This is a genomic window from Photorhabdus caribbeanensis, from assembly GCF_018448885.1.
In the GTDB taxonomy this organism is placed as follows: domain Bacteria; phylum Pseudomonadota; class Gammaproteobacteria; order Enterobacterales; family Enterobacteriaceae; genus Photorhabdus; species Photorhabdus caribbeanensis.
Genome location: NZ_RCWB01000001.1, coordinates 279351 through 303416 on the forward strand (window position 1 = coordinate 279351; position 24066 = coordinate 303416).

Consider the following 24066-nt stretch of genomic DNA (forward strand, 5'->3'; position numbering starts at 1 on the left):
AAAGGAACCGAAAATGAAAAAAAGCGTGTTATGTTTCCCTCTTTTACTGGCCTGGTTTAGCGGAAATGCGCTTGCTGATGATGCTGTCCATAGAACAATGCAGAAACTAGGGATAAAAGCAGAAAACATCCAACCATCGCCTATTGTTGGTTTAAATACGGTAGTGACCGAACAAGGGATTATTTATCTGTCTGATGACGGAAAATATTTATTGCAAGGGCCAATTTATGATGTCAGTGGTAGCTCCCCTGTGAATGTCAGTAATCAATTGTTGATGAAAAAGCTGGAAGCAATGACAGATCAGATGATCATCTACAAAGCGCCAGAAGAGAAGCATGTCGTTACCGTTTTCACGGATATTACCTGTGGTTACTGCCATAAATTGCATGAAAACATGAAAGAGTACAATAAACTGGGTATTACTGTGCGTTATCTGGCGTTCCCCCGTCAGGGTATGCAGCACCAATCTGCTAAAGATATGCAATCTATCTGGTGCAGCGCAACACCGCAGAAATCATTAGATGCTGCATTTAAAAATGAAGGTGTTTCGCCAATTAAGAGCTGTAAAGTGGATATTGCTAACCATTACAAATTGGGTCTCCAGTTTGGCGTCCAAGGAACGCCAGCGATTATCCTTGAGGATGGTAGTCTGTTAGGTGGATATATGCCGCCAGAGGCTTTGGCAGCGGCACTGGCGCAACGTGGTAAATAAGTTTAGTGAATATTGAAACACAACTCCGCCGCCGCCCGGTGGTGGATGACAGTCATCTTCCACAACAGATTCATCCATTACTGCGTCGTTTATATGCCATTCGTGGTATCCAGCAAGCTAATGAATTGGAACGTGGCGTTCAAGGGTTATTGAATTACCAGCATTTGAGTGGTGTGGAACAGGCGGTGGCGCTCTTGTTGACAGCGCTTCATGAACATTGGCGCATTGTTATTGTCGGTGATTTTGATGCTGATGGGGCAACTAGCACGGCATTGGCGATCCGATCATTACGCTCAATGGGATATCGACATCTGGATTATCTGGTGCCAAATCGTTTTGACGATGGTTATGGTTTAAGTTCACAGGTAGTCGAAGAGGTCGTCAAAAAAGGCGCTGACCTAATTATTACCGTGGATAATGGTATCTCTTCCCATGAAGGAGTTGCGGCTGCCCATCAGCACTGTATGAAAGTGATTGTCACGGATCATCATTTACCGGGCGACATTTTGCCGGCTGCTGATGCCATTATTAATCCCAATTTATCCGATTGCTCGTTCCCATCTAAATCACTGGCCGGGGTTGGCGTCACATTTTATCTGATGTCAGCTTTAAGGGCGGCGCTGAGAAAAGATCAGTGGTTTGAAAAGCAAGGAATTGCGCTGCCGAATCTGGCAGAAATGTTGGATTTGGTTGCGTTAGGCACGGTTGCCGATGTTGTACCTTTGGATGCCAATAACCGGATTCTGGTTTATCAGGGATTGAATCGTATTCGTGCAGGGCGTTGTTGCGCGGGGATACGTGCATTATTGGAAGTTTCCAAACGCGATGCTTATAAGCTGACAGCCAGCGATTTGGGGTTTTTTCTGGGGCCAAGACTGAATGCCGCCGGTCGCCTCGATGATATGTCCATTGGCGTCACGTTATTGCTAACTGACGACATGGCAAAGGCACGCCAGATAGCTTGTGAATTGGACGGTCTTAACCATACCCGGCGTGAAATAGAGCAAGGAATGCAACAAGAAGCACTGCAAATCTGTGACAAACTTGAACGTACCAGTACTGAGCTGCCTTATGGCCTGGCGCTTTATCATCCAGAGTGGCATCAAGGGGTAGTCGGAATTCTGGCTTCCCGTATTAAAGAACGTTTTCATCGGCCTGTTATCGCCTTTGCGCCAGCAGGCGACGGTATTTTGAAAGGTTCTGGCCGTTCAGTACAGGGATTGCATATGCGTGATGCGCTTGAGCGGCTTGATACTTTGCATCCGGGGTTGATACTTAAGTTTGGTGGTCATGCAATGGCGGCCGGTTTGTCACTTGAACAGGATAAATTTGAACAATTTCAGCATCATTTTTCTGCGTTAATGGCGGATTGGTTAGATATTTCGCAACTTGAAGGTGTTATCTGGAGTGATGGTGAACTAGCGATCAATGAACTGTCATTGGACATTGCAGAGATGTTACGTGATGGCGGTCCTTGGGGACAGGCATTCCCGGAGCCGGTTTTTGACGGTAAATTCAAGCTACTGCAACAGCGCATTGTTGGAGAACGTCATTTAAAAGTGATAGTGGAGCCATTAAACGGTGGGCCGATGCTAGATGGGATCGCGTTCAACATCGATCCTACCCGCTGGCCGGATAACAGTGTCCGTGAAGTAGAACTTGCCTATAAACTGGATGTTAATGAATTTCGTGGCAACCGTAATGTACAGCTTTTGATCCAGCATCTCTGGCCTTATTAACCGTTTGATGGATAGGTAGTCAGTCACTGTCACGTACTCTCGTATGAATACGTGACAAATCTGTTGAAATGCTATAAACCCTGTGCTGAATCCGTTACAATACGCGGTTCGAAAATTATCCATTTATCTACGACTACACAACGTAAGACACGAAAATATGTTTGAAATTAATCCGGTAAAAAACCACATTCAGGACCTGTCTGAGCGGACAACGGTTCTGAGGGGGTATCTTTGACTATGATGCCAAGAAAGAACGCTTAGAAGAAGTTAATGCTGAACTGGAACAGCCTGATGTTTGGAATGAACCGGAGCGAGCACAGGCTTTGGGTAAAGAGCGCTCTTCACTGGAAGGGATTGTTGAGACTATCGATCAGCTTGAGCAAGGTCTGGAAGATGTACAGGGCCTGCTGGAATTGGCAGTAGAAGCTGACGATGAAGAGACTTTTAATGAAGCGGTGGTAGAGCTGGAACAGCTTGAAGAAAAATTGGGTCTGTTAGAATTTCGCCGCATGTTTTCTGGCGAGTACGACAATGCTGACTGTTATCTTGATTTGCAGGCAGGCTCTGGTGGCACCGAGGCTCAAGATTGGGCAAGTATGCTGATGCGTATGTATCTGCGTTGGGCTGAATCCAAAGGCTTTAAAACGGAAATCATTGAAGAATCAGATGGTGAAGTTGCTGGCCTAAAATCAGCGACCATTAAGATCATGGGCGATTATGCTTATGGTTGGTTGCGTACTGAAACCGGAGTTCACCGTTTGGTACGTAAAAGCCCATTTGATTCTGGCGGCCGTCGTCATACTTCATTCAGTTCTGCTTTCATCTATCCCGAAGTGGATGATGATATTGATATTGAAATTAATCCGGCAGACTTACGTATCGATGTTTATCGCGCGTCTGGTGCGGGTGGTCAGCACGTTAACAAAACAGAATCTGCGGTGCGTATTACCCATATTCCAACCAACATTGTGACTCAGTGTCAGAATGATCGTTCTCAGCATAAAAACAAAGACCAGGCGATGAAACAGCTAAAAGCGAAGCTGTATGAACTGGAAATGCAGAAAAAGAACGCCAATAAACAGGAAATGGAAGAGAATAAATCCGATATTGGTTGGGGTAGCCAGATTCGCTCTTATGTTCTGGATGATTCACGCATCAAAGATTTGCGCACCGGCGTTGAAACACGCAATACACAAGCGGTGCTGGATGGCGATCTGGATAAATTCATTGAAGCAAGCCTGAAAGCTGGCTTATGAGGAACTAAAATGTCACAACAACAACAGGGTGCGGAACAGGCCCCCGATTTAAATAATGAACTGCAAACCCGTCGCGAAAAACTTGCTGCTTTACGGGAGAGCGGAATTGCATTCCCGAACGATTTCCGTCGTGAAAATATTTCAGAGGATTTGCACGCTAAATACGACGACAAAACTCAGGAAGAGCTGGAAGCACTGAATATTGAAGTGACGGTTGGCGGTCGTATGATGACACGTCGCATTATGGGTAAGGCTTCTTTCGTAACGCTACAGGATATGGGCGGTCGTATTCAGTTATATGTTGCCCGTGACGATCTGCCGGAAGGTATTTATAACGAACAGTTTAAAAAATGGGATCTGGGAGACATCCTGGGCGCGCGTGGCAAACTGTTTAAAACCAAAACCGGTGAACTTTCCATTCACTGTACTGAATTGCGTCTGCTGACAAAAGCGCTGCGCCCATTGCCGGATAAATTCCACGGTTTGGCTGATCAGGAAACTCGTTATCGCCAGCGTTATCTGGATCTGATCGCCAACGAGGAATCGCGCAAAACTTTCCAAATTCGCTCTCAGGTTTTATCGGCTCTGCGTAGCTTTATGGTCAGTAAAGGCTTTATGGAAGTGGAAACGCCAATGATGCAGGTAATCCCTGGTGGTGCGGCGGCTCGTCCATTTATTACTCACCATAATGCGTTGGATATTGATATGTATCTGCGTATTGCGCCGGAACTTTACCTGAAACGTCTGGTTGTTGGTGGTTTTGAACGTGTATTTGAAATTAACCGCAACTTCCGTAACGAAGGCGTATCCCCGCGCCATAACCCTGAGTTCACCATGATGGAACTCTACATGGCGTATGCGGATTACAAAGATCTGATTACCCTGACAGAAGAGCTGTTCCGCACGCTGACGCAGAATATTTTGGGGAATACCCTGGTTAAATATGGCGAACAGGAATTCGATTTCGGTAAACCATTTGCCCAAATGACCATGAAACAGGCCATTTGCAAATATCGTCCTGAAACCAATATGGCTGATTTGGATGATATGGACAAAGCGGTGGCTATCGCTGAATCTCTTGGCATTGAAGTGGAAAAAGGTTGGGGCCTTGGTCGTGTTCAGTGTGAAATCTTTGAAGAAACAGCGGAAAGCCATCTGATTCAACCGACATTTATCACGGAATATCCGGCAGAAGTTTCTCCGCTAGCGCGTCGTAATGATGCAAATCCGTTTATCACTGACCGTTTTGAATTCTTTATTGGTGGACGTGAGATTGGTAATGGCTTCTCGGAATTGAATGATGCCGAAGATCAGGCAGAACGTTTTGCTGAGCAGGTTCGTCAGAAAGACGAAGGCGATGACGAAGCCATGTTCTACGATGAAGACTATGTGACGGCTTTGGAACATGGTATGCCGCCAACCGCTGGTTTGGGTATTGGTATTGACCGCATGATTATGTTGTTGACAGATAGCCATACCATCCGTGATGTCATTTTGTTCCCGGCAATGCGCCCGCAGAAATAACAGTTTGAATTAAATTTCAAATTCCAACTCCCCTGCGGCATAGCTGTCAGGGGAGTTTTTATTTTCAACTGCCTTAAATATAGACAACTGAAACAGATAGTGGCTTGCTGATGCCAACGAAGTCGCTATAATAATTTATGTTACCCCTAAGCGAGCGTAGTTCAATGGCAGAACGAGAGCTTCCCAAGCTCTATACGAGGGTTCGATTCCCTTCGCTCGCTCCAGTTCTGTATTCTTTCTAGAAAATGCTGTCGCACTGAAAATATACCTTTTGATATGATGTAAATTAAATCAAAAGAATTTACGAATGATAATCAATATAAGTTAATAATTAACTCATTGTCTAATATGAAAAGAATCCCATTATTAAATCAACCCCGAATCAGCCAGGCGTGATGTATTTTGAATGTGAATACATCACCATAGAAAGCATTCTATGGTAAATGAATAATTAATAGAGACTATTTACCATGAAAGAAAAACATTGGTCAAAAATCCAATTTTTACATGAAGCTATAACTAATCCGAATATTGTCATCAAAGGAACTCATAGCTATTATAGCGATTGCTGGAGCGGCGGTTTTGAAGAATCTGTCGTTCGCTATTTGTACGGTGATAAAATCAGTCTTCAATGGGAGTCTAAATGGCCAATTGATAAATTGTATATCGGCGATTATGTTTGCATAGGCGCTGAAACCATCATCCTTATGGGTGGAAATAATACACACAGAGCGGATTGGTTCTGTTTATATCCATTCATGGAATATATTGAAGAGGCATATGTAGGCAAAGGTGATACGCATATTCATGATGGTGTGTGGCTTGGTATGCGTTCAATGATTATGCCTGGCGTTACTATTGGAGAAGGCGCTATCGTTGCTGCTAATAGCGTTGTCACTAAAGATGTTGAGCCATATAGTATTGTTGCTGGAACGCCTGCGAAATTAGTTAAATATCGCTTTGAGCCGCACATTATCAATGAGCTACTTGCGTTAAAAATATATGATTGGTCAGAAGAGAAATTTAATGCTTTAAAACCCTATCTCTGTGCTTCGGATATTAAGGCATTAAAATCTGCTGTAAGGTCATATTGATGGGAATAGTTAATTAGTTCCGTAGAATAATTAATTAGGCTTGATTAAACTAATTAAATTTGATTTTTAAAACGTTCTATTATTGAATTATTTAACTGAAATGCATTAATTATTAGTTTAAATACCGTTTCGGCATTCAAGCTGCAAACGGTATTTCTCCTAAAGGAGTCTATCTTTAACTAGTCAAATAAAAAACATTGTACAACAGTATAAAAGAGAGATGAGACAGAGTTTATTGTTATTTATTTAATATTCCTTCAATATAAAAGAAAATATGCTACTATCCTCTTATGAAAAGAAAAAATACACCGACGCCACATGATGCTATTTTTAAAAAGTTTTTAAGTCATATTGATACCGCCAGAGATTTTCTAGAGATACACTTACCTGCGACATTACGGGCAGTTTGTGATCTTGATACACTGCGATTGGAATCGGGGTCATTTATTGAGGACAATCTGCGGGTACATTATTCCGACATCCTGTATTCACTAAAAACTACGCAGGGTGAGAGCTATGTGTATTGCGTGATTGAACACCAGAGTTCCCCGGATAAGATGATGGCATTCCGGCTGATGCGTTACAGTATTTCAGCAATGCAATGGCATCTGGAGCAGGGACATGAAAAATTGCCGCTGGTTATTCCAGTGTTGTTTTATCACGGAAAAGTGCGGCCGTATCCGTGGAGCACCAACTGGCTCGACTGCTTCGATGCTTCGGCTCTGGCGGAAGAGATCTATTCCAGCGCGTTTCCGTTGGTAGATGTGACGGTAATCCCGGATGATGAAATCCTGACGCACAAACGAGTTGCACTACTGGAAATAGTACAAAAACATATCCGGCAACGTGATATGGCGGAGTTACAGCAAGAGCTGACCATGTTGTTTGCGTATGATTATTATACATATGAGCTGCTAAAAAGCATGCTAAACTACATATTACTGGTGGGAGATACCGCCGATCCAGAAGGTTTTATCCGGCAACTGGCAGAACAGTTCCCGAAGTATGAGGAGGTACTGATGACAATAGCGCAGAAGTTGCAACATAAGGGACATCAAGAAGGGCTTAAGGAAGGACATCAAGAAGGGCTTCAAGAAGGGCTTCAAAAATGTCAAGAAGCACGCGAAGAAGGGCTTCAAGAAGGATTACAGAAAGGTGAAAAAAAAGGTGAAGAGAAAGGTAAAAAACAGGCGGTTCTGGAAATCGCCTGTAGAATGATGAACAATGGTATCGATCATGAAACAATAATGAAAAACACAGGGTTGAGCCAGAACGAACTTGAACAAATACATCACTGATTCGTGCTAAGAGCCGTAATCGGTATTTAAAGATTCGTGTTAGAAGAGGGGCTTATCCGGCAACTGGCAGAACAGTTCCCGAAGTATGAGGAGGTACTGATGACAATAGCGCAGAAGTTGCAACATAAAGGACATCAAGAAGGGCTTAAGGAAGGGCTTCAAAAATGTCAAGAAGCACGCGAAGAAGGGCTTCAAGAAGGATTACAGAAAGGTGAAGAGAAAGGTAAAAAACAGGCGGTTCTGGAAATCGCCTGTAGAATGATGAACAATGGTATCGATCATGAAACAATAATGAAAAACACAGGGTTGAGCCAGAACGAACTTGAACAAATACATCACTGATTCGTGCTGAGAGCCGTAATTGGTATTTAAAGATTCGTGTTAGAAGAGGGGCTTGTCCAGCGAGTAACGGGACCGTCCCCTAGAAATATGAGGAGGTAATTGATGACAATAGCGCAAAAACTGGAGCAGAAAGCGTTCCAAGAAGGATTTCAGGAAGCATACCAAGAGGCATACCAAGAAGCATACCAAGAAGGATTACAGATAGGTAGAAAACTGGCGCTTGTGAAAATCGTGTATGCAATGATAGACAATGGTATAGACCATGAAACGATAATTAAAATCATTGTAATGAGCCGGAGTAAGATTGAACAAATAGCCGATTAACTTATGCTGACACTTTATTGGCATGAAAATTCGTGTAAATAAGTGGGCAAAACTTTACATATAAGCGGTATATTATTTGGATAAGTTTGAAATCATACTTTTTCTGTCGGGTATTAAGCTTTTTAATTGAAATAGTATTTGAATAATTAAAGAATATTCCTCAAATAGAATATTCGAAACATCGTAATCCGATAAATTTTCTCTTGGAAGCGGCAACCGGATTGGTTGCCTATACCGTTTAATCTAAAAAAACAAATCTGGATCTATGCATCTCTGAATTAGCCGTTCTTAGAATAGGAAATATTTCCGTTATTGGTAAATAATCGAATGCTGAAACAGGTTGAATTAAGCCATCATACGAAAATAGATTCAGTAGATATCTGATATTCTTTTGGCGCTTTTAATTAAGATTTCTTTGTAATCAGGCGTCTGTTTTTCCACATTGGAAAATATAGCTTGAAGTGTGGCATGGGTTATTTCTTTGTCGGCGAATTCTGGCATGCCGCTATTGAACGGGGGGGCTGGGCTATATTGTATCGCTAGTTGGACTGCTTGGGCATATTTTTCACCTTTGATTTCAGCAAGCAATGTTAAACCGAAATCAATACCTGCGGTGACTCCACCTCCAGTAACCCGGTTCCTATCAATAACGACTCTTTTATTAACCGGTATTGCCCCGAATTCGTTGAGATCGTCTATCATCGACCAATGAGTTGCCGCCTGATACCCTTTTAGCAAGCCTGCGGCCCCTAACAGGATAGATCCTGTACACACGCTTGTGACCCAAGATGCTTTACTTCCCACTTTATGTATCCAATCAAGCATGTCTAATTCGGCAAGCAAAGCATAAGGATTTCCTGTACCGGGAACACACAAAATATCCACTTTATCTAACTGCTCAAACGTAATGCTTGGTGAGAATGATATGTGTGCCAGCTCAGTACGTACCGGAAGTAAATCGCGCCAGACATATTCAATATTTAACCATCCTCCTACTTTAAGAACTGTCGCGGGACCAATCATATCAAGTGGCGTCATGCCTGGGAAAATGACAAAAGCGAGAGTGGGTTTTTCTCCAGACGATGTATTCATTAATGAAGATAATGCCGCAGGATATTCCTTAGATGTGTTTTTCATGGAGAAGTTTTCCTTAATCGAGATTGAAAAGAGAACTGAAATTCATATGCCGCTATTGTTAGCGATCGCTGAACATCTGTATTCCCGGTAGTAAATTGATGGAACAACTGTAACCGTAAACCAATTGGCGTATATACTCAAGATACTTCAAAGTGCATGTTTGAAAAACAATTATGTTGTTGAATTTAGATATTTTTATGTCTGACGGCTCAAGCATCTTGAAGTTCATTCGGTATATGCCAATATTGCGACGATTTACGCCAAGTGCCATAATTGCCTTATGGACATTAAAACTCTCTATTTTCTGATTTTCCCCAACGTAAATCTGCTGGACTTCTCAGGGCCATTGCAGGTCTTTACCTCAGCTAATGAGCTGGCAGAGAAGTTTGGTTACAGACGGCCCTATGCCATAAAAGTCGTGGCTTGTGATCCCGGACAGGTAATGACGCAGGCTGGAATAACTGTGCAGGCAGAACCTCTACCTAAGCTGGATTCTCCCGCTGATACTCTGATTGTTGTAGGGGGCATTGGCGTTGAGTCAGCGGCGAACCATCCGCCATTGCGTCATTGGTTAAAGGGACATGCATCGCTGGCTAGGCGTATTGTGTCTGTATGCAGTGGGGCATTCATTTTGGCTGCTTGCGGGTTGCTTGATGGTCGCAGAGTCGTTACGCACTGGAGTAGCTGTGCTGAACTGGCTCGGCGTTACAGTAAATTGCGGGTAGAATGTGATCCTATCTTTATTCAGGATGGTCCGGTGTGGACTTCTGCTGGTGTCACCGCAGGCATCGATTTGGCTCTGGCATTGCTGGAGGAAGATTTCGGTCATAAATTGGCACTGGATGTTGCGCGGGAACTCGTTATGTTTCTTAAACGTCCTGGTGGACAGGAACAGTTTAGCGCTCCACTGGCATTACAAAGCAGTACGAGTAAATTTGCAGATCTGCACGCTTGGATGACTAACAATTTGGCGGGGGACCTTTCAGTGGCAACTTTGGCCGCCCGTGCCAATATGAGTGAGCGTAGCTTCGTGCGCCACTACAGCCGACATGCGGGGATTACGCCAGCCAAAGCGGTGGAGCGATTCCGCCTGGAAGCGGCGCGTCACCTTTTAGTTGAATCTACGCTATCGCTCAAGTGTATAGCTTCCCGTTGCGGTTTCGGCTGTGAAGATACTTTACGCCGTAGTTTCTTCCGGGCGTTCAGTAGCACTCCACAGGACTATCGTAAGCACTTCAAGACGACATTTTAGCTATTTATTTTCTTTATTCTCTTTCTCTGCCATCTCCTTCTTCAATCGTCGCCATAACGTAGTACGGCTAATCCCCAGATATTTTGCGGTTGCATGGTGATTGCCGGAAAACTGTTTCAAGGTTTCATGGGCTGAAAGTGGCGCAGCAAGTGAGGATTGTTCAGTCAACGAAGGTTTTATACTTTTTTCTGCCAGCTTGAGTGTAGATTTACGCTCCGGTGAAAGGGCTAATATCAACTCCGGTGTTAAGGTATGCTCAGGATGAGCACTGAGGTATAACGTGAGCCGCTCCATAAGATTACGTAGTTCCCGGACATTGCCGGGCCAATGATAGGCTTGCAATGCCTCCTGACAGGCAGCAAGCTCTTGCACTCTCGATTGTGATACCGGTAAGTTCAATGCGGCAAATGCTCGTCGCAGATATTCCAGCGCCAATATACCAATATCGTGATCTCTTTCTCTGAGGGCAGGAATGTTGATGCGCAATACACTCAGGCGATAGAACAGGTCTGTTCGAAAACGCCCTTCTTGCACCCAAGTATCCAAATCGCAATGTGTGGCGCAGATAATCCGAACATCAACGGCAATAGGGCGGTGTCCTCCTACTCTGACAACGGATTTTTCTTCCAGCACCCGCAATAGCCGTGTTTGAAGAGGCAGTGGCATTTCACCAATTTCATCCAGAAATAGCGTGCCTCGATGGGCAACTTCAAAAAGACCTGCACGTCCTCCACGTCGTGAACCGGTGAAAGCTCCTTCTTCATAACCAAACAATTCAGCTTCCAATAGGGATTCGGCAATGGCGCCGCAGTTAACGGCGACAAACGGACGTTGATGTTTACCTGCAATCTGACCATATCGCAAGGCATATTCATGGTGAATGGCTTGTGCTACCAGCTCCTTCCCTGTACCGCTTTCTCCTTGTATTAGCACTGTGGCAGGCGAGCGGGCGTATAGCATAATAGTGTTGCGTACATGTTCCATTACCGCTGAATCTCCCCGGATATCATTGAGAGTATGGCGGGTACGTAAACTATTCTCGGTTGGATAGGCAGAAATTGAAGCTTGGTTAAGCTTGGTCATTCTGGCGATATCCAGCGCATCATGGAATGCCTGGCGAATAGAATCCGCAGAGTAGATGAAGACACCCACCAATTCAGCTTCATAGGCGAGATCGGTAATTAGCCCGGGACCGACAATCACTTTAATACCGATGGCTTTTAGTGCATTGACTTGGGCCCGTGCATCTTCTTCCGTTACGTAACTGCGTTGTTCAATACGCAAGTTGAACCGCTGCTGAAATTCTTCTAGCGCAGGTAATGTATTCTGATAGGTGATAACACCAATACGGGAGCTGATTTGTCGTGCACGGGCCAATGCCTGCATAAAATCAAAACCGCTGGCCTTAGCAATGATGACTGGTACTGACAAACGGCTTTTGAGATAGGCGCCATTAGAACCGGCACAGAGCACGGCATCACAACATTCAGTTGTTAACCGCTGACGAATATGTTGAACCGCATTTTCAAACCCAAGTTGGATAGGCGTGATATTGGCCTGATGATCGAACTCTGGTGTGATATCACGGAAGAGATCAAAAAGGCGGGAAATAGATACTGTCCAAATGACCGGCTTATCGCGGTTATCTCGTTCTGCTGATGGTGTTTCTGCCATGCTATTCCTCTTATCTGTACGTTGTTTTCCTGTACGCTGTTTTCGTTTTTCCCGCCACAATAATTCAATGTTTCTAAATTGTTTCGATCGTGTTTCATGGAACGTAATTGATTCATTATGAAACAGATGAGTTTCTCTATCAATGGTACTTTTTCACAAGGTAATAAATATTTTTACTGCTATTTTTTTACTAAAAAACAATTAATTAAATTTTTATTGTGTTTTGTTTTTAAAAATGCCAGCCATTTTTCGTTTTGTTGGCACATATATTGCTTGTTAACAAATATGTTTCATTATAATAACAATGAGGTCATGTATGACATTTTCCTCGGCCGGTTTGGCATTTCGTCAGGCTATAGAAGCTGAATCCCCACTACAGGTTGTTGGCGCTATTAATGCGAATCATGCGTTACTGGCGAAACGGGCGGGCTATAAAGCTATCTATCTTTCTGGTGGCGGTGTATCGGCGGGTTCGTTGGGTATGCCTGATCTGGGAATTTCAACGCTGGATGATGTGTTAATAGATATCCGTCGTATTACAGACGTATGCGATTTGCCATTGTTGGTGGATGCTGATATCGGTTTTGGCTCTTCTGCCTTTAATGTGGCCCGTACAGTGCGCTCAATGATCAAAGCAGGAGCTGCGGGGTTGCACATTGAGGATCAGGTCGGTGCGAAGCGCTGTGGTCATCGCCCGAATAAAGAGATTGTATCCAAAGAGGAAATGGTTGATCGCATCAAGGCCGCAGTCGATGTCCGTACTGATAAAAATTTCGTCATTATGGCTCGCACTGATGCTTTAGCTGTTGAAGGATTAGCTGCGGCTCTTGATCGGGCGCAAGCCTATATCGAAGCCGGGGCAGATATGCTGTTTCCTGAGGCGATCACTGAATTACATATGTATAAAGCATTTGCGTCAACAACCGGGGTTCCTGTACTAGCCAACATCACTGAATTTGGTGCGACGCCACTTTTCACGATTGAAGAATTGAAAAGTGTGGATGTCTCCATTGCCCTTTACCCACTTTCTGCTTTCCGGGCAATGAATAAGGCAGCCGAACAGGTTTACACCACACTCCGCCGCGAAGGGACACAGAAGAGTGTGATTAGCATGATGCAGACTCGCAACGAGTTATATGAAAGCATCAATTACTACGATTTTGAACAGAAACTGGATGTACTTTTCTCCCAGAAAAAATCTCAATGACGGACGGCTCCACCCAATTTCATCACTTTGTATGGCATAAAAACGGTAGAGGTGATACCCATGAACGAACAGAACACGATGACTGAGTTAACCACTTTCAAGCCTAAAAAATCTGTAGCCCTTTCTGGCATCATTGCGGGTAACACGGCACTTTGTACAGTAGGAAAAAACGGTAATGATCTGCACTACCGTGGTTACGATATTCTTGATCTTGCAACCCAGTGTGAATTTGAAGAAGTTGCATATCTGCTGATCCACGAAAAATTGCCTTCCTACGCTGAATTGGCTGCCTATAAAGCGAAATTAACCGCATTGCGAGGTCTGCCGAGTAGCGTAAAGGCAGCACTGGAAGCATTGCCCGCCGCCGCTCATCCGATGGATGTTATGCGTACAGGCGTCTCCGTTCTGGGTTGTACGTTGCCTGAGAAAGACGATCATAATCTTGCGGGAGCGCGTGATATTGCTGACAGATTACTAGCTTCTCTCAACTCCATGTTGCTCTATTGGTATCACTATAGCCACAATGGACGCCGCATTGAGGTAGAGACTGATGCTGAGTCGATAGGCGGACATTTTCTGCATCTCTTGCATGGTAAAAAGCCCAGTGAATCGTGGGAAAAAACCATGCATACCTCTTTGATCCTTTATGCGGAACACGAATTTAATGCTTCGACATTTACCAGCCGGGTTATTGCAGGAACTGGCACAGATATCTACTCCGCCATCATCGGGGCGATTGGTGCGCTGAGAGGGCCAAAACACGGTGGAGCAAACGAAGTCTCTTTTGAAATTCAACAGCGCTATGAAAATCCTGATGAAGCAGAGAGTGATATTCTGGCTCGCTTAGCGAGAAAAGAGGTCATTATCGGTTTTGGTCATCCGGTCTACACCATCTCTGATCCCCGTCACAAAGTGATTAAAAATGTAGCTCTGCAACTTTCTGAACAAGCAGGAACCACCAAAATGTTTGATATTGCGGATCGAATAGAAGCGGTGATGTGGGCCAATAAGAAAATGTTCCCGAACCTTGATTGGTTCTCAGCGATTTCCTATCACATGATGGGCGTGCCAACTGCAATGTTTACACCGTTGTTTGTGATTGCTCGCACTGCGGGGTGGGCAGCTCACATTATTGAACAGCGTATTGATAACAAAATTATTCGTCCAGCAGCCAACTATACCGGGCCAGAAAATCAAGTATTTACGCCAATTAGTAAACGTGGGTAACGCTATTTTTGATGCAGAGTTCCCTGCATGCGTGTTTTTTTAACAAGGAATTATTATGTCTACCTCTGTTGCAAACAATCGCCCTGAATATGATCAGGTCATTGTGGATATTGTGGATTATGTTATGGAATACGCCATCACATCATCCATCGCCTATGAAACGGCTTATTACTGCTTTCTGGATACGTTAGGTTGTGGGTTAGAGGCACTGGAATATCCGGCCTGTAAGAAATTGCTAGGGCCGATTGTGCCGGGGACAGTGGTACCCAATGGTGTGCGTGTGCCGGGAACTCAGTTTCAACTCGATCCGGTTCAGGCGGCATTTAACATTGGTACGATGATCCGCTGGCTAGATTTCAATGACACATGGCTTGCCGCTGAATGGGGGCATCCATCCGATAACCTGGGGGGTATCCTGGCAGTGGCTGATTGGCTATCAAGAAATGCCGTTGCTGGTGGGAAAAAGCCTCTTACGATCAAAGACGTTTTGACGGGTATGGTTAAAGCGCATGAAATTCAGGGATGCCTTGCACTGGAAAATGCATTCAATAAAGTTGGTTTAGATCATGTTGTGTTGGTAAAAGTGGCTTCGACGGCTGTTGTTGCTGAAATGTTGGGATTGAATCGGGAAGAGATCTTGAGCGCGGTATCGCTGGCTTGGGTTGATGGTCAATCACTGCGAACTTACCGTCATGCTCCTAATACCAGTTCACGCAAATCTTGGGCTGCTGGTGATGCGACATCCCGCGCGGTGCGTTTGGCTTTGATGGCGCAAAAGGGTGAAATGGGATATCCCTCGGTATTAACCGCAAAAACGTGGGGATTCTATGATGTGCTGTTTAATGGTCAGCCTTTTAAATTCCAGCGTGCCTATGGCTCTTATGTGATGGAAAACGTGCTGTTCAAAATCGCTTTCCCGGCAGAGTTTCATGCACAAACCGCTGTGGAGGCTGCAATGAGCCTGCATCAGCAATTGAAAGATGTGGGTAAAACTATCAATGACATTACAAAGATCACCATTCGTACCCATGAAGCCTGCATTCGGATTATCGATAAGCAAGGCCCGTTAAACAATCCTGCGGACAGAGACCACTGTATTCAGTACATGGTGGCGATTCCTTTGATCTTTGGTCGCCTTACCGCGGCGGATTATGAAGATAGCATTGCGGCAGATCCTCGAATTGATGCACTGCGGGAAAAAATAGTGTGTGTTGAAGATCTTGATTTTACCCGTGATTATCACGATCCAGAAAAACGTTCTATTGCTAACGCATTAACTGTTACGTTTACAGATGGCAGCCAGCTTGATGAAGTTAAAGTTGAATTCCCTATTGGTCATGCTCGTCGCCGTAAGGAGGGCATTCCATTATTGCTGAAAAAATTCAGCACTAATCTGGCACGTCAGTTCCCTGAAACACAGCAAAGCAGAATCTTATCTGTTTCCCTTGAACGCCCGTTACTGGAAAACATGCCTGTAAACGAATACCTCGATTTGTACGTTATTTAGATTTGTAATGCTATCGGCGGCCGCTCTCCCAAGTGCCGCTCTATCATCTACGGCTGCACTAGGAGAGATTATGTCATTCAACACTTTTTATCAGCAATCTATTAATGATCCCAATGTATTCTGGGCTGAACAGGCGCAACGTATTTTCTGGCAACACCCTTTTGAACAAGTGTTGGATTATAGCAATCCTCCCTTTGCTCGTTGGTTTTGCGGAGGAAAAACCAACCTATGCTACAACGCGGTGGATCGCTGGCTGGAAAGCCAGCCCGATGCCAAAGCGCTTATCACGATTTCAACAGAAACCAATAGTGAGAAAGTATTTACTTTCAGAGAATTACATCAGGAAGTGAATAGAGTGGCTGCCATGATGCTCTCTTTGGGGGTTAAAAAAGGCGACAGAGTTCTGGTTTATATGCCGATGGTTGCCGAGGCGCTGTTTGTTTTGCTCGCTTGTGCCCGTATTGGTGCTGTTCACTCTGTTGTCTTCGGTGGTTTTGCTTCTCAGAGCCTCGCTACTCGGCTGGATAATGCTGAGCCGGTGTTGGTAGTGTCTGCTGATGGAGGATCGCGCGGCGGCAAAGTTATTCCTTACAAGCCATTGTTGGATGAGGCTATCGAACTGGCGAACCACAAACCCCGCCATGTGTTGATGGTTAACCGTGGGCTGGCGGAAATGGTTTGGGCGCCGGGGAGAGATATTGATTTCGCTACATTGCGGCAGGAGTACTTCGATGCTGATATTCCCGTTACCTGGCTTGAGTCAAATGAAACCTCCTGTGTGCTCTATACATCCGGCACGACGGGCACGCCGAAGGGGGTACAGCGTGATGTTGGTGGTTATGCTGTCGCACTGGCAACATCTATGGATATCATTTTTGGTGGTAAAGCGGGGGAGGTGTTTTTTAGCACCTCAGATATCGGCTGGATCGTCGGGCATTCTTATATTGTTTATGCTCCTTTAATTGCAGGAATGGCGACGATTATGTATGAGGGGTTGCCGATACGGCCAGATGCGGGCATTTGGTGGAAAATAGTGGAGAAATATCAAGTAACGCGGATGTTTTCGGCACCTACAGCGATTCGTGTACTGAAAAAATATCCAATTGAATGTATTGGTAAATACGATATTTCATCACTTAAAACATTGTATCTGGCGGGAGAACCGCTAGATGAGCATACCGCCCGCTGGATTGCTGAGGCTATTAATGTTCCTGTCATAGATAATTACTGGCAGACAGAGACCGGTTGGCCAATTATGGCGATTGCCCGCGCTTTGGATGACAGGCCGAGCCGATTTGGCAGTACTGGCTTCCCGATGTATGGCTTTCATGTCAAGCTCATCAATGAACTGACTGGTAAGGCGTGTGGTGATAACGAAAAAGGAATGCTCGTTATTGAAGGGCCTTTACCCCCGGGTTGTATTCAAACTATCTATGGTGATGATTCACGTTTTCTCAATACCTATTGGCGACACTTTGATCATGCTGTTTATTCCACATTCGATTGGGGTATCCGTGATAGTGACGGCTATTATTTTATTTTGGGGCGTTCGGATGATGTGATTAACGTGGCCGGGCACCGTCTGGGAACAAGGGAGATAGAAGAGTGTATTGCCGGGCATGAAGATGTTGCCGAAGTCGCTGTTATTGGCATTAAAGATGTTATTAAGGGACAAGCTGCGGTTGCTTTTGTTGTCCTTAAGGAGGGAAAGGAGATCCAGAATGCTGAGCATTTTGCTGTTTTGGAAAAAGTTTTGATGGATTTGGTCAATAAACAAATTGGTAGCGTAGGTCGTCCGGCACGAGTCTATTTTGTCTCTCAGCTTCCCAAAACACGTTCAGGAAAAATGTTGCGTCGGACCATGCAAGCAATATGTGAAGGGCGTGAACCCGGTGATCTTGCCCTGATTGAAAATCCTGCTTCATTAGAAGTCATTCGAGAAGCTGTTTTTTGTTAACAGACCTTGAAATCTGTAGCTCTAATTTCATCTTCGCAGAACATGGCCGTAAACATTCCAATGTCGCGTTTACGACCATGATATAGTATAGAAAACCCAGCATTATCAATAAGCGGCTGTGTTTGACTCAGCTAGTGTAATGGTTATTGCACTAGATAGAGTGGGTATTTTGTTGGATAAGAATCGTATTCAGCTAACGGAACCATCTTAATAGATGATTTATTATCTCTGATGATCTTTATTCCATTTACTGGCCACTTAGCGGAATTGAGAAGAAACGCGGCTGGTTGTCCAGTTGCGCCAATAACGGGAGCGCCGGTTTTTAATGAAGCGCCATATGGAATGGCATGGAAAATCTCAGGTGTAACTTCAACAAAGTTCTTAGTTAAGAACTGAATTGATCGAATGGAATCAGCTTGCAAACGAGTTCCAGATACAACAAATGTCAAAGGTAAACCGGCCGCTTTAATTCCATAACCTTCGTAGATATTCGCGACCTGACTAGGACGCATATTTTCACAGTTCATTCCAGCACTGACGTCGATACCAATATGCGCTAAGTCTGTAGGCGACCTACGAGGGAAATTACGCGCAGTCGCATTGATAACATCGATTGGCAGCGTACTGCACTGTCCGGTACTTGAGACAACTGAGTGCTTATCTGGTCTTGATACAATACCGGGACCTTCTACAGTGGAGGTGCTTAATTGGACATCATTGTAGATTTTCGTAGAGAAGTCTGGAGGATAAAAGCTTAAAGATAGTCTGGGGCCATTATTGTGGGCCACGATCCATGCATTGAGTGCATCAGAAAATTGCATATCGACGCTTACCCAATAGTTTTGCTGGTATCCGGTGTGATTCTCTTCCGTTTTTGTGACGAAGCCATTAGGAGTAAGTTCTTCCACTTCACTTTGAAAGGTTGGATCGGGAGATCTTAAGACATATTGCCCTCCGCCACCGTAAATTTTATCTAGGGAATCTGCTCCGGTCGTATCGGTGTACATAAGGTAAAACATACCATTGAGATAGGATATGGATGGTTGCCCTGCTCCATAAGGATTTCCATCTAGCTTCTTGTTAGCGGGTAAGATTATCGGATTACCATTATTTGCACGTGTCCAGTTAATTCCGTCAGTACTTGTTGCGAGGCCAATTTTTGTTATACCTTCAGCATCAACGCGGACGCTGTTCCATCCACCATAATACATATAGTATGTGCCATTAACTCGTATGACAGAAGGATCGCAAGTATGGACTTTATCGAATGCGGTTGCTTCCTTGTTAGGGGAAAAAACAATCTGGTAGGGGGCGCTACTTCCACGTGCGTGGAAAGGGCCATCAAGAGATGAAGATTCGGCATAGAAAATATGATCACCGGGATAAGTGCGATCGGAACCACACCACCACATCCGATATACCCCGTCCAACATCACGGAAGGCGCATAGTTGTATACCCCCCCCTTAACTACAGGACCGATAGAAGTTCGAATACCTGATGTTGTTAAAGGTATCTCTGTTTGTGCTAATGATGGGGGAACCAATAATAATCCGCAGAGAATAGCCAAGCTTAAGGTGGCCAATAAAACATTTCGATAAGTCACACATAAATGGCGAAACAGTAATCCACAATAATGCAAGGAGCAAACTAAAGCATCATTTAATGTGGATCTGCGATTATTTGTCCGATCTGACATTTTAAGTACATAGTTATTGATATTTAATTGCTTGATGATGCCCCAAATTTTGGGGGCTTTTTTGATACACAAAGTCACAATTTTCTCCAGAGTTGTAAGTTGAAGTCACGGAGCGAGAAAAGTTCTTAGTAAAACCTCCCTCAAATATGCTCCTAAAAAAGATGCAATGGCTGTTAACCCGCATTCGTCTCACTAAATTCAGTCGGTGATTGGTAACTTAACCTGTTATGCAACCGTGCTAGTTAGTGAATTGCATAATTAGTGCTGGTTTATGCGAGCAGTTCTTGTGCTGGTCTTCTGGCGTGCCTTTATAGGCATCTTCTTACCAATGTCACTATGACAAAACATTGTTTATCAGCGCTGATGTAGTGCAGCAATCTGCTGTCACATCGGTGGTTATAAAGGTAAATTTTTTGTATCTTTATCCTTCTATCATCAAATCATTAGAGTTAAATAAATCAGTATAAAAAATCATATGGTCATTGTTTGTTTGGTGGTGAATAACTGTTCAGGACAAAAAATGTTACATGAATCACAAAAAATATCAATGAGTTTATTTTTAAGACTATTCCTAATGAATCAATCAGAAAAATTCTGACTGAGGACTGACTCTCTTATTCTGTTTTATCGTGTGTTGTATTTCAGCCATAGAAAACGTAGCCTGCGTGTTCACAACTGTAAAAAGTTGCATAACTTAAGGTTCTTCTAATGAGTGTTTTTGTGGAGGATAAAAAATGCGGTTGAAATATGCAGGTCTATGGGTTATGTGGTAAGAGTTAATATGGAAAACGGCACTGCGTAGACATGCTGAATCAAGTCTGCCTTATTTGCACGTGGGGAAATACTTTTTTCGTGACGTAAATCTCTGTGATTTTACTCGATGTTCATTTGGAGTCCACTTAGATTATAGGCATTGTTGCCATTGATTTAGGGCGTTATATTGGATATTGCTGAATACTTGAATCCGATGCAACTATTCTGCTTGAAACTGGATGGTATTTTGGTATTTGATTGGTATGGCATACTCATTCTCTTTATAAAAAGTTGTTGACATCAATGAAAATTATAAAGTCGCTTCGCACATTTGAATGGCATGTTCTTCCAATTTTGGTGAAAGGCTTGGTAGGGCATGGTTTTCTAGCTTTATTGCGCAGGCAACGGGAAGATCGTTGGCTAGAACGGTGGCTTCCACTTATTCAAGACCGAGCTATGGGTTTAGCAGTGTTAGAGCTTGGTTGTGGAAGCGGACGCGATACCGCCATTATTCATCGTGCTGGGTTAAAAGTGAAGGCGATCGATATATCTTCTACAAGGATCGAGAAGGCGCGTATTCGTACGCCTTCAGCTGTTTTTTTTGTTCAAGATTTACGAGATCCTTTTCCAATAGATAGCAGCGGTGTGGTGATTTCTAGTTTGTCACTGCATTACTTTTCTTGGGACGAGACTCTGGATATTATTCGACGGATCAGGGCGGTTTTACGGCCTGGGGGTCTCTTATTATGCCGACTGAATTCTACAAAGGATGTTAATTTTGGCGCGAAAGGACACGCTAAAATTGATAATAATTTCTACCAGGTACATGGAACACCAAAGCGTTTTTTTGACCGTTCCTCAATTCTCAAGGCTTTCTCTGGGTGGAAAGTGTTGCATATAGAAGAAAGGGAGACATATCGTTTTGTTCTGCCAAAAACTATCTGGGAAGTGATTTTGGAAGTGGAGGTAAATTGAAAATATTCCACCACGAAACTCTGAGTCAGGGCATGGCTGATGTGATCGAATACGTTGATGATTTTATAAACGAAAAAATGTCATTTTTGGCTGTTAGTATCTCTCTGGGGGAATGTAAACGACTATTATAGCAACACACCTAAATTGGTACCTTAAATTACCTGACTGTCACAGAATCATTACAGCCAGATTAGCCGTCAAAATTAGCCTCTCCAGCGTTGTCATTTAGTGTATTAATGGCATTTTTTATGTTACTTAAACGCATATTCATTTATTTTTTGGATTTTGTGATCTATCTCCCTGGTCTTAGGGCACTTTTTGCCACATTAAAGGTAAAAATAGACTATAAATTAAAAAGAAATATCACAATATGTAGGGGTAATCCCTCCTGATGATGTTTAAGTGTCAAACTTTCACTTAACGCTGTGTCGGTAATTCTAGCCATATCATTCGATGAATGGGCCAGCGGATGAGTTGTTAAAATGGGGAGTTATAATGACAACCTCGGCTTTGACTTCTAATTGTTGTATCGCTTTGACATCAGAAATTTCACGTTGTACTCAACCTAATGTGGCTCTTTTACGTGAACTATCCTTGAGAGTCCGAACCCGCTGTTTAGAAACAACCTACCGAAGTCAGTTTGGACATATTGGTCCAGATTTCTCCGTTACCGATCTTTTGTGCACGCTCTTTTTGACCACCTTGCGGTTTCCCTCTAAAAGTTTACGTCATCCTGACCGAGACCGGTTCATCCTTAGTAAGGGACATGCGGCTTTAGCATTGTATTGTGTTCTGATTGAACTCGGTTGGTGGTGTCCTGAAATCCTAGATTTTTATGGTCGTAAAGGAGGTTCTCTGGGAGGGCATCCGTCATGTGCGAATATAGGGATCGAAGCGTGTTCAGGTTCTTTGGGACATGGTTTGCCATTCGCAGTTGGGGCTGCCCTTGCCGCTAAATTAGAGAAATCAGAACGCAAAACCTTTGTTTTGGTGGGTGATGGTGAGCTTCAGGAAGGCAGCAACTGGGAGGCTGCTATGTTAGGCGCGACGCACCGACTGGATGGTTTGACGGTGATAGTTGATCGTAACGGTCTACAGCAAGGACGCGGTACGGAAGAAGTTAATCAACTTGGTGACTTAGCCGGAAAATGGCGAGCCTTCGGTTGGGCTGTAACTGAAATAGATGGTCATGACCATAGCGCTATATGCGCTTGCCTTAATCGTCTGCCGTTTAGCGCCGGGCAACCCAATTGTATTATTGCCAAAACGGTGAAAGGGAAAGGGGTGTCGTTCATGGAGAACAATGCATCATGGCATCATCGTCTGCCCTCTAGGGACGAGGCAAATAGCGCATTAAAGGAGTTGTCGGAGACCGCAATGCTATGAACCAACTATTTGATTTAAGAGAAGCCTTCACCTCAGCTTTACTTGAGCTTGCGCGAGCCGATTCTCGAATTTGTATTGTGTTGAACGATTCATTGTCATCTAGTAATGCGAAAGCTTTCTTAGATGAATTCCCGGAGCGGCTTTTCGACGTAGGCATTGCCGAACAAAATATGGTTGGTGTTGCAGCAGGCTTAGCTAACAGTGGGTTAATCCCTTTCGTATGCGCCGCTTCATGCTTTCTTACCGGTCGTGCGTTGGAGCAGATTAAAGTCGATGTAGCTTTGAACAATGCGAATGTGAAATTGTGCGGTTTTAGCAGTGGTTTTGCGTACGGCTCGTTAGGAGCTACTCACCATGCGATCGAGGATGTTGCATGGACGCGAGTTCTTCCCCGATTACAGGTGGTAGTGCCGTGTGATGACATAGAAATAGCTAGCGTAGTTAAAGCTGCGTATCAACATCAGGGGCCTGTTTTTATCCGAGTGAATCGTATACCTGTTCCCAGGCTCTATCACAACAATCAAAAATTCGAATTTGGCGTAGCAACGTGCCTAAGGGATGGGCGAGATTTGACGTTAATCGGCTTTGGCCTAACGACATATCGTGCATTAGCCGCGGCAGAATTACTCTCTGAACATGGAATTGAATGTCGTGTCTTAAACATGTCCAGTGTATCACCACTAGATTCTATGGCGGTTGACAGTGCATGCAGAGACACGAAAAGAATCGTTTGTATAGAGGATCATCAGCTAGTGGGAGGGTTGTTTAGTGCAGTTGCAGAAACTGTTGTACAACGGACGCCTGTCCCGGTACTCGGAATCGGAGTGCCTGGGGTCTTTGCGCCCGTAAGTGATACTGAGGAACTGCTGGAGTTGTTTGGGCTCGGAGCTCAGCAAATTGCTAAAAGGGTTTTGCAGTGGTTAGAAGATGTAGATAAAAACTTCAAAATACGAACTGAGTGTACATAACAGGACACTATAGGGGGATGTAGTGGAGGATATCGAT

At 44.1% G+C, this 24066-nt stretch carries 18 protein-coding genes, 1 tRNA gene and 1 pseudogene; 17 read left to right on the plus strand and 3 right to left on the minus strand.

Annotation, left to right across the window (positions count from 1 at the left end):
- The first annotated feature begins 13 nt into the window (after positions 1–13).
- The 9 genes and pseudogenes from dsbC to EAE90_RS01430 all read left to right on the plus strand — a co-directional run bounded on the left by dsbC (position 14) and on the right by EAE90_RS01430 (position 8289).
- Entirely contained in the window at positions 14–712 is a 699-nt protein-coding gene (dsbC, locus tag EAE90_RS01390) for a bifunctional protein-disulfide isomerase/oxidoreductase DsbC (protein WP_214051931.1), read from the plus strand.
- A 5-nt stretch (positions 713–717) separates the two neighbouring features.
- Positions 718–2451 carry a single-stranded-DNA-specific exonuclease RecJ gene (recJ, locus tag EAE90_RS01395; protein WP_214051932.1) on the plus strand — a complete coding sequence of 578 codons (1734 nt, stop codon included), beginning with the start codon at positions 718–720 and terminating at the stop codon, positions 2449–2451.
- Between the two features lie 157 nt (positions 2452–2608).
- A protein-coding gene (prfB, locus tag EAE90_RS01400) for a peptide chain release factor 2 (RefSeq protein ID WP_214051933.1) occupies positions 2609–3707 on the plus strand; the annotation gives its coding sequence in 2 pieces (ribosomal slippage) (positions 2609–2683 and positions 2685–3707; 1098 coding nt in all).
- A 9-nt stretch (positions 3708–3716) separates the two neighbouring features.
- A complete protein-coding gene (gene lysS, locus EAE90_RS01405) occupies positions 3717–5231 on the plus strand; it encodes a lysine--tRNA ligase (protein ID WP_214051934.1) in 1515 nt (504 codons plus the stop codon).
- A gap of 150 nt (positions 5232–5381) precedes the next feature.
- A tRNA-Gly gene (locus EAE90_RS01410) sits at positions 5382–5455 on the plus strand.
- Positions 5456–5701: 246 nt separating this feature from the next.
- Entirely contained in the window at positions 5702–6325 is a 624-nt protein-coding gene (locus tag EAE90_RS01415; RefSeq protein ID WP_214051935.1) for a CatB-related O-acetyltransferase, read from the plus strand.
- A gap of 290 nt (positions 6326–6615) precedes the next feature.
- A complete protein-coding gene (locus tag EAE90_RS01420) occupies positions 6616–7623 on the plus strand; it encodes an Rpn family recombination-promoting nuclease/putative transposase (protein ID WP_214051936.1) in 1008 nt (335 codons plus the stop codon).
- Positions 7624–7668: 45 nt separating this feature from the next.
- Positions 7669–7965, plus strand: a pseudogene (locus EAE90_RS01425) (ISNCY family transposase); the annotation flags it as partial.
- Between the two features lie 102 nt (positions 7966–8067).
- The gene (locus EAE90_RS01430; RefSeq protein WP_214051937.1) at positions 8068–8289 is read left to right on the plus strand and encodes an RpnC/YadD family protein; all 222 of its coding nucleotides are present in this window, start codon (positions 8068–8070) and stop codon (positions 8287–8289) included.
- Between the two features lie 369 nt (positions 8290–8658).
- On the opposite strand, the gene EAE90_RS01435 is transcribed toward EAE90_RS01430, so the two are convergent.
- Positions 8659–9426 carry a DJ-1/PfpI family protein gene (locus tag EAE90_RS01435; RefSeq protein WP_214051938.1) on the minus strand — a complete coding sequence of 256 codons (768 nt, stop codon included), beginning with the start codon at positions 9424–9426 and terminating at the stop codon, positions 8659–8661.
- Positions 9427–9706: 280 nt separating this feature from the next.
- Between EAE90_RS01435 and EAE90_RS01440 the strand changes: the two genes are divergently transcribed.
- Positions 9707–10678: a GlxA family transcriptional regulator gene (locus EAE90_RS01440; protein ID WP_214051939.1), complete on the plus strand. Its 972-nt coding sequence runs from the start codon at positions 9707–9709 to the stop codon at positions 10676–10678.
- Here the strand turns inward: EAE90_RS01440 and prpR are convergent, their stop codons facing one another.
- A complete protein-coding gene (prpR, locus tag EAE90_RS01445; protein ID WP_214051940.1) occupies positions 10679–12352 on the minus strand; it encodes a propionate catabolism operon regulatory protein PrpR in 1674 nt (557 codons plus the stop codon). It abuts the gene before it with no gap.
- Between the two features lie 316 nt (positions 12353–12668).
- On the opposite strand from prpR, the gene prpB reads away from it, so the two are divergent.
- Genes prpB through EAE90_RS01465 form a run of 4 tightly spaced genes read left to right on the plus strand, consistent with a single transcriptional unit; the run spans position 12669 to position 18250 of the window.
- On the plus strand, positions 12669–13559 hold the full coding sequence (gene prpB / locus EAE90_RS01450) for a methylisocitrate lyase (protein WP_214051941.1): 891 nt from the start codon (positions 12669–12671) through the stop codon (positions 13557–13559).
- A gap of 60 nt (positions 13560–13619) precedes the next feature.
- A complete protein-coding gene (prpC, locus tag EAE90_RS01455) occupies positions 13620–14786 on the plus strand; it encodes a bifunctional 2-methylcitrate synthase/citrate synthase (RefSeq protein WP_214051942.1) in 1167 nt (388 codons plus the stop codon).
- Between the two features lie 55 nt (positions 14787–14841).
- Positions 14842–16293 (plus strand): bifunctional 2-methylcitrate dehydratase/aconitate hydratase, encoded by a 1452-nt coding sequence (locus tag EAE90_RS01460; protein WP_214051943.1) that lies wholly within the window; start codon positions 14842–14844, stop codon positions 16291–16293.
- A 7-nt stretch (positions 16294–16300) separates the two neighbouring features.
- Complete coding sequence (locus tag EAE90_RS01465; RefSeq protein WP_281422288.1) at positions 16301–18250, plus strand: propionate--CoA ligase; 1950 nt, start codon at positions 16301–16303, stop codon at positions 18248–18250.
- Positions 18251–18393: 143 nt separating this feature from the next.
- Here EAE90_RS01465 and EAE90_RS01470 read toward each other — a convergent pair whose 3' ends face one another.
- Positions 18394–20025, minus strand: a complete 1632-nt coding sequence (locus EAE90_RS01470) for a glycoside hydrolase family protein (RefSeq protein WP_214051945.1) — start codon at positions 20023–20025, stop codon at positions 18394–18396.
- Between the two features lie 978 nt (positions 20026–21003).
- On the opposite strand from EAE90_RS01470, the gene EAE90_RS01475 reads away from it, so the two are divergent.
- From EAE90_RS01475 to EAE90_RS01485, 3 genes are all read left to right on the plus strand, one after another.
- The gene (locus EAE90_RS01475) at positions 21004–21675 is read left to right on the plus strand and encodes a class I SAM-dependent methyltransferase (protein ID WP_214051946.1); all 672 of its coding nucleotides are present in this window, start codon (positions 21004–21006) and stop codon (positions 21673–21675) included.
- Positions 21676–22170: 495 nt separating this feature from the next.
- Positions 22171–23061 (plus strand): transketolase, encoded by an 891-nt coding sequence (locus EAE90_RS01480; protein WP_214051947.1) that lies wholly within the window; start codon positions 22171–22173, stop codon positions 23059–23061.
- On the plus strand, positions 23058–24029 hold the full coding sequence (locus tag EAE90_RS01485; protein WP_214051948.1) for a transketolase family protein: 972 nt from the start codon (positions 23058–23060) through the stop codon (positions 24027–24029). The genes EAE90_RS01480 and EAE90_RS01485 overlap by 4 nt, the downstream gene beginning before the upstream one ends.
- The last annotated feature ends 37 nt before the right edge of the window (positions 24030–24066 follow it).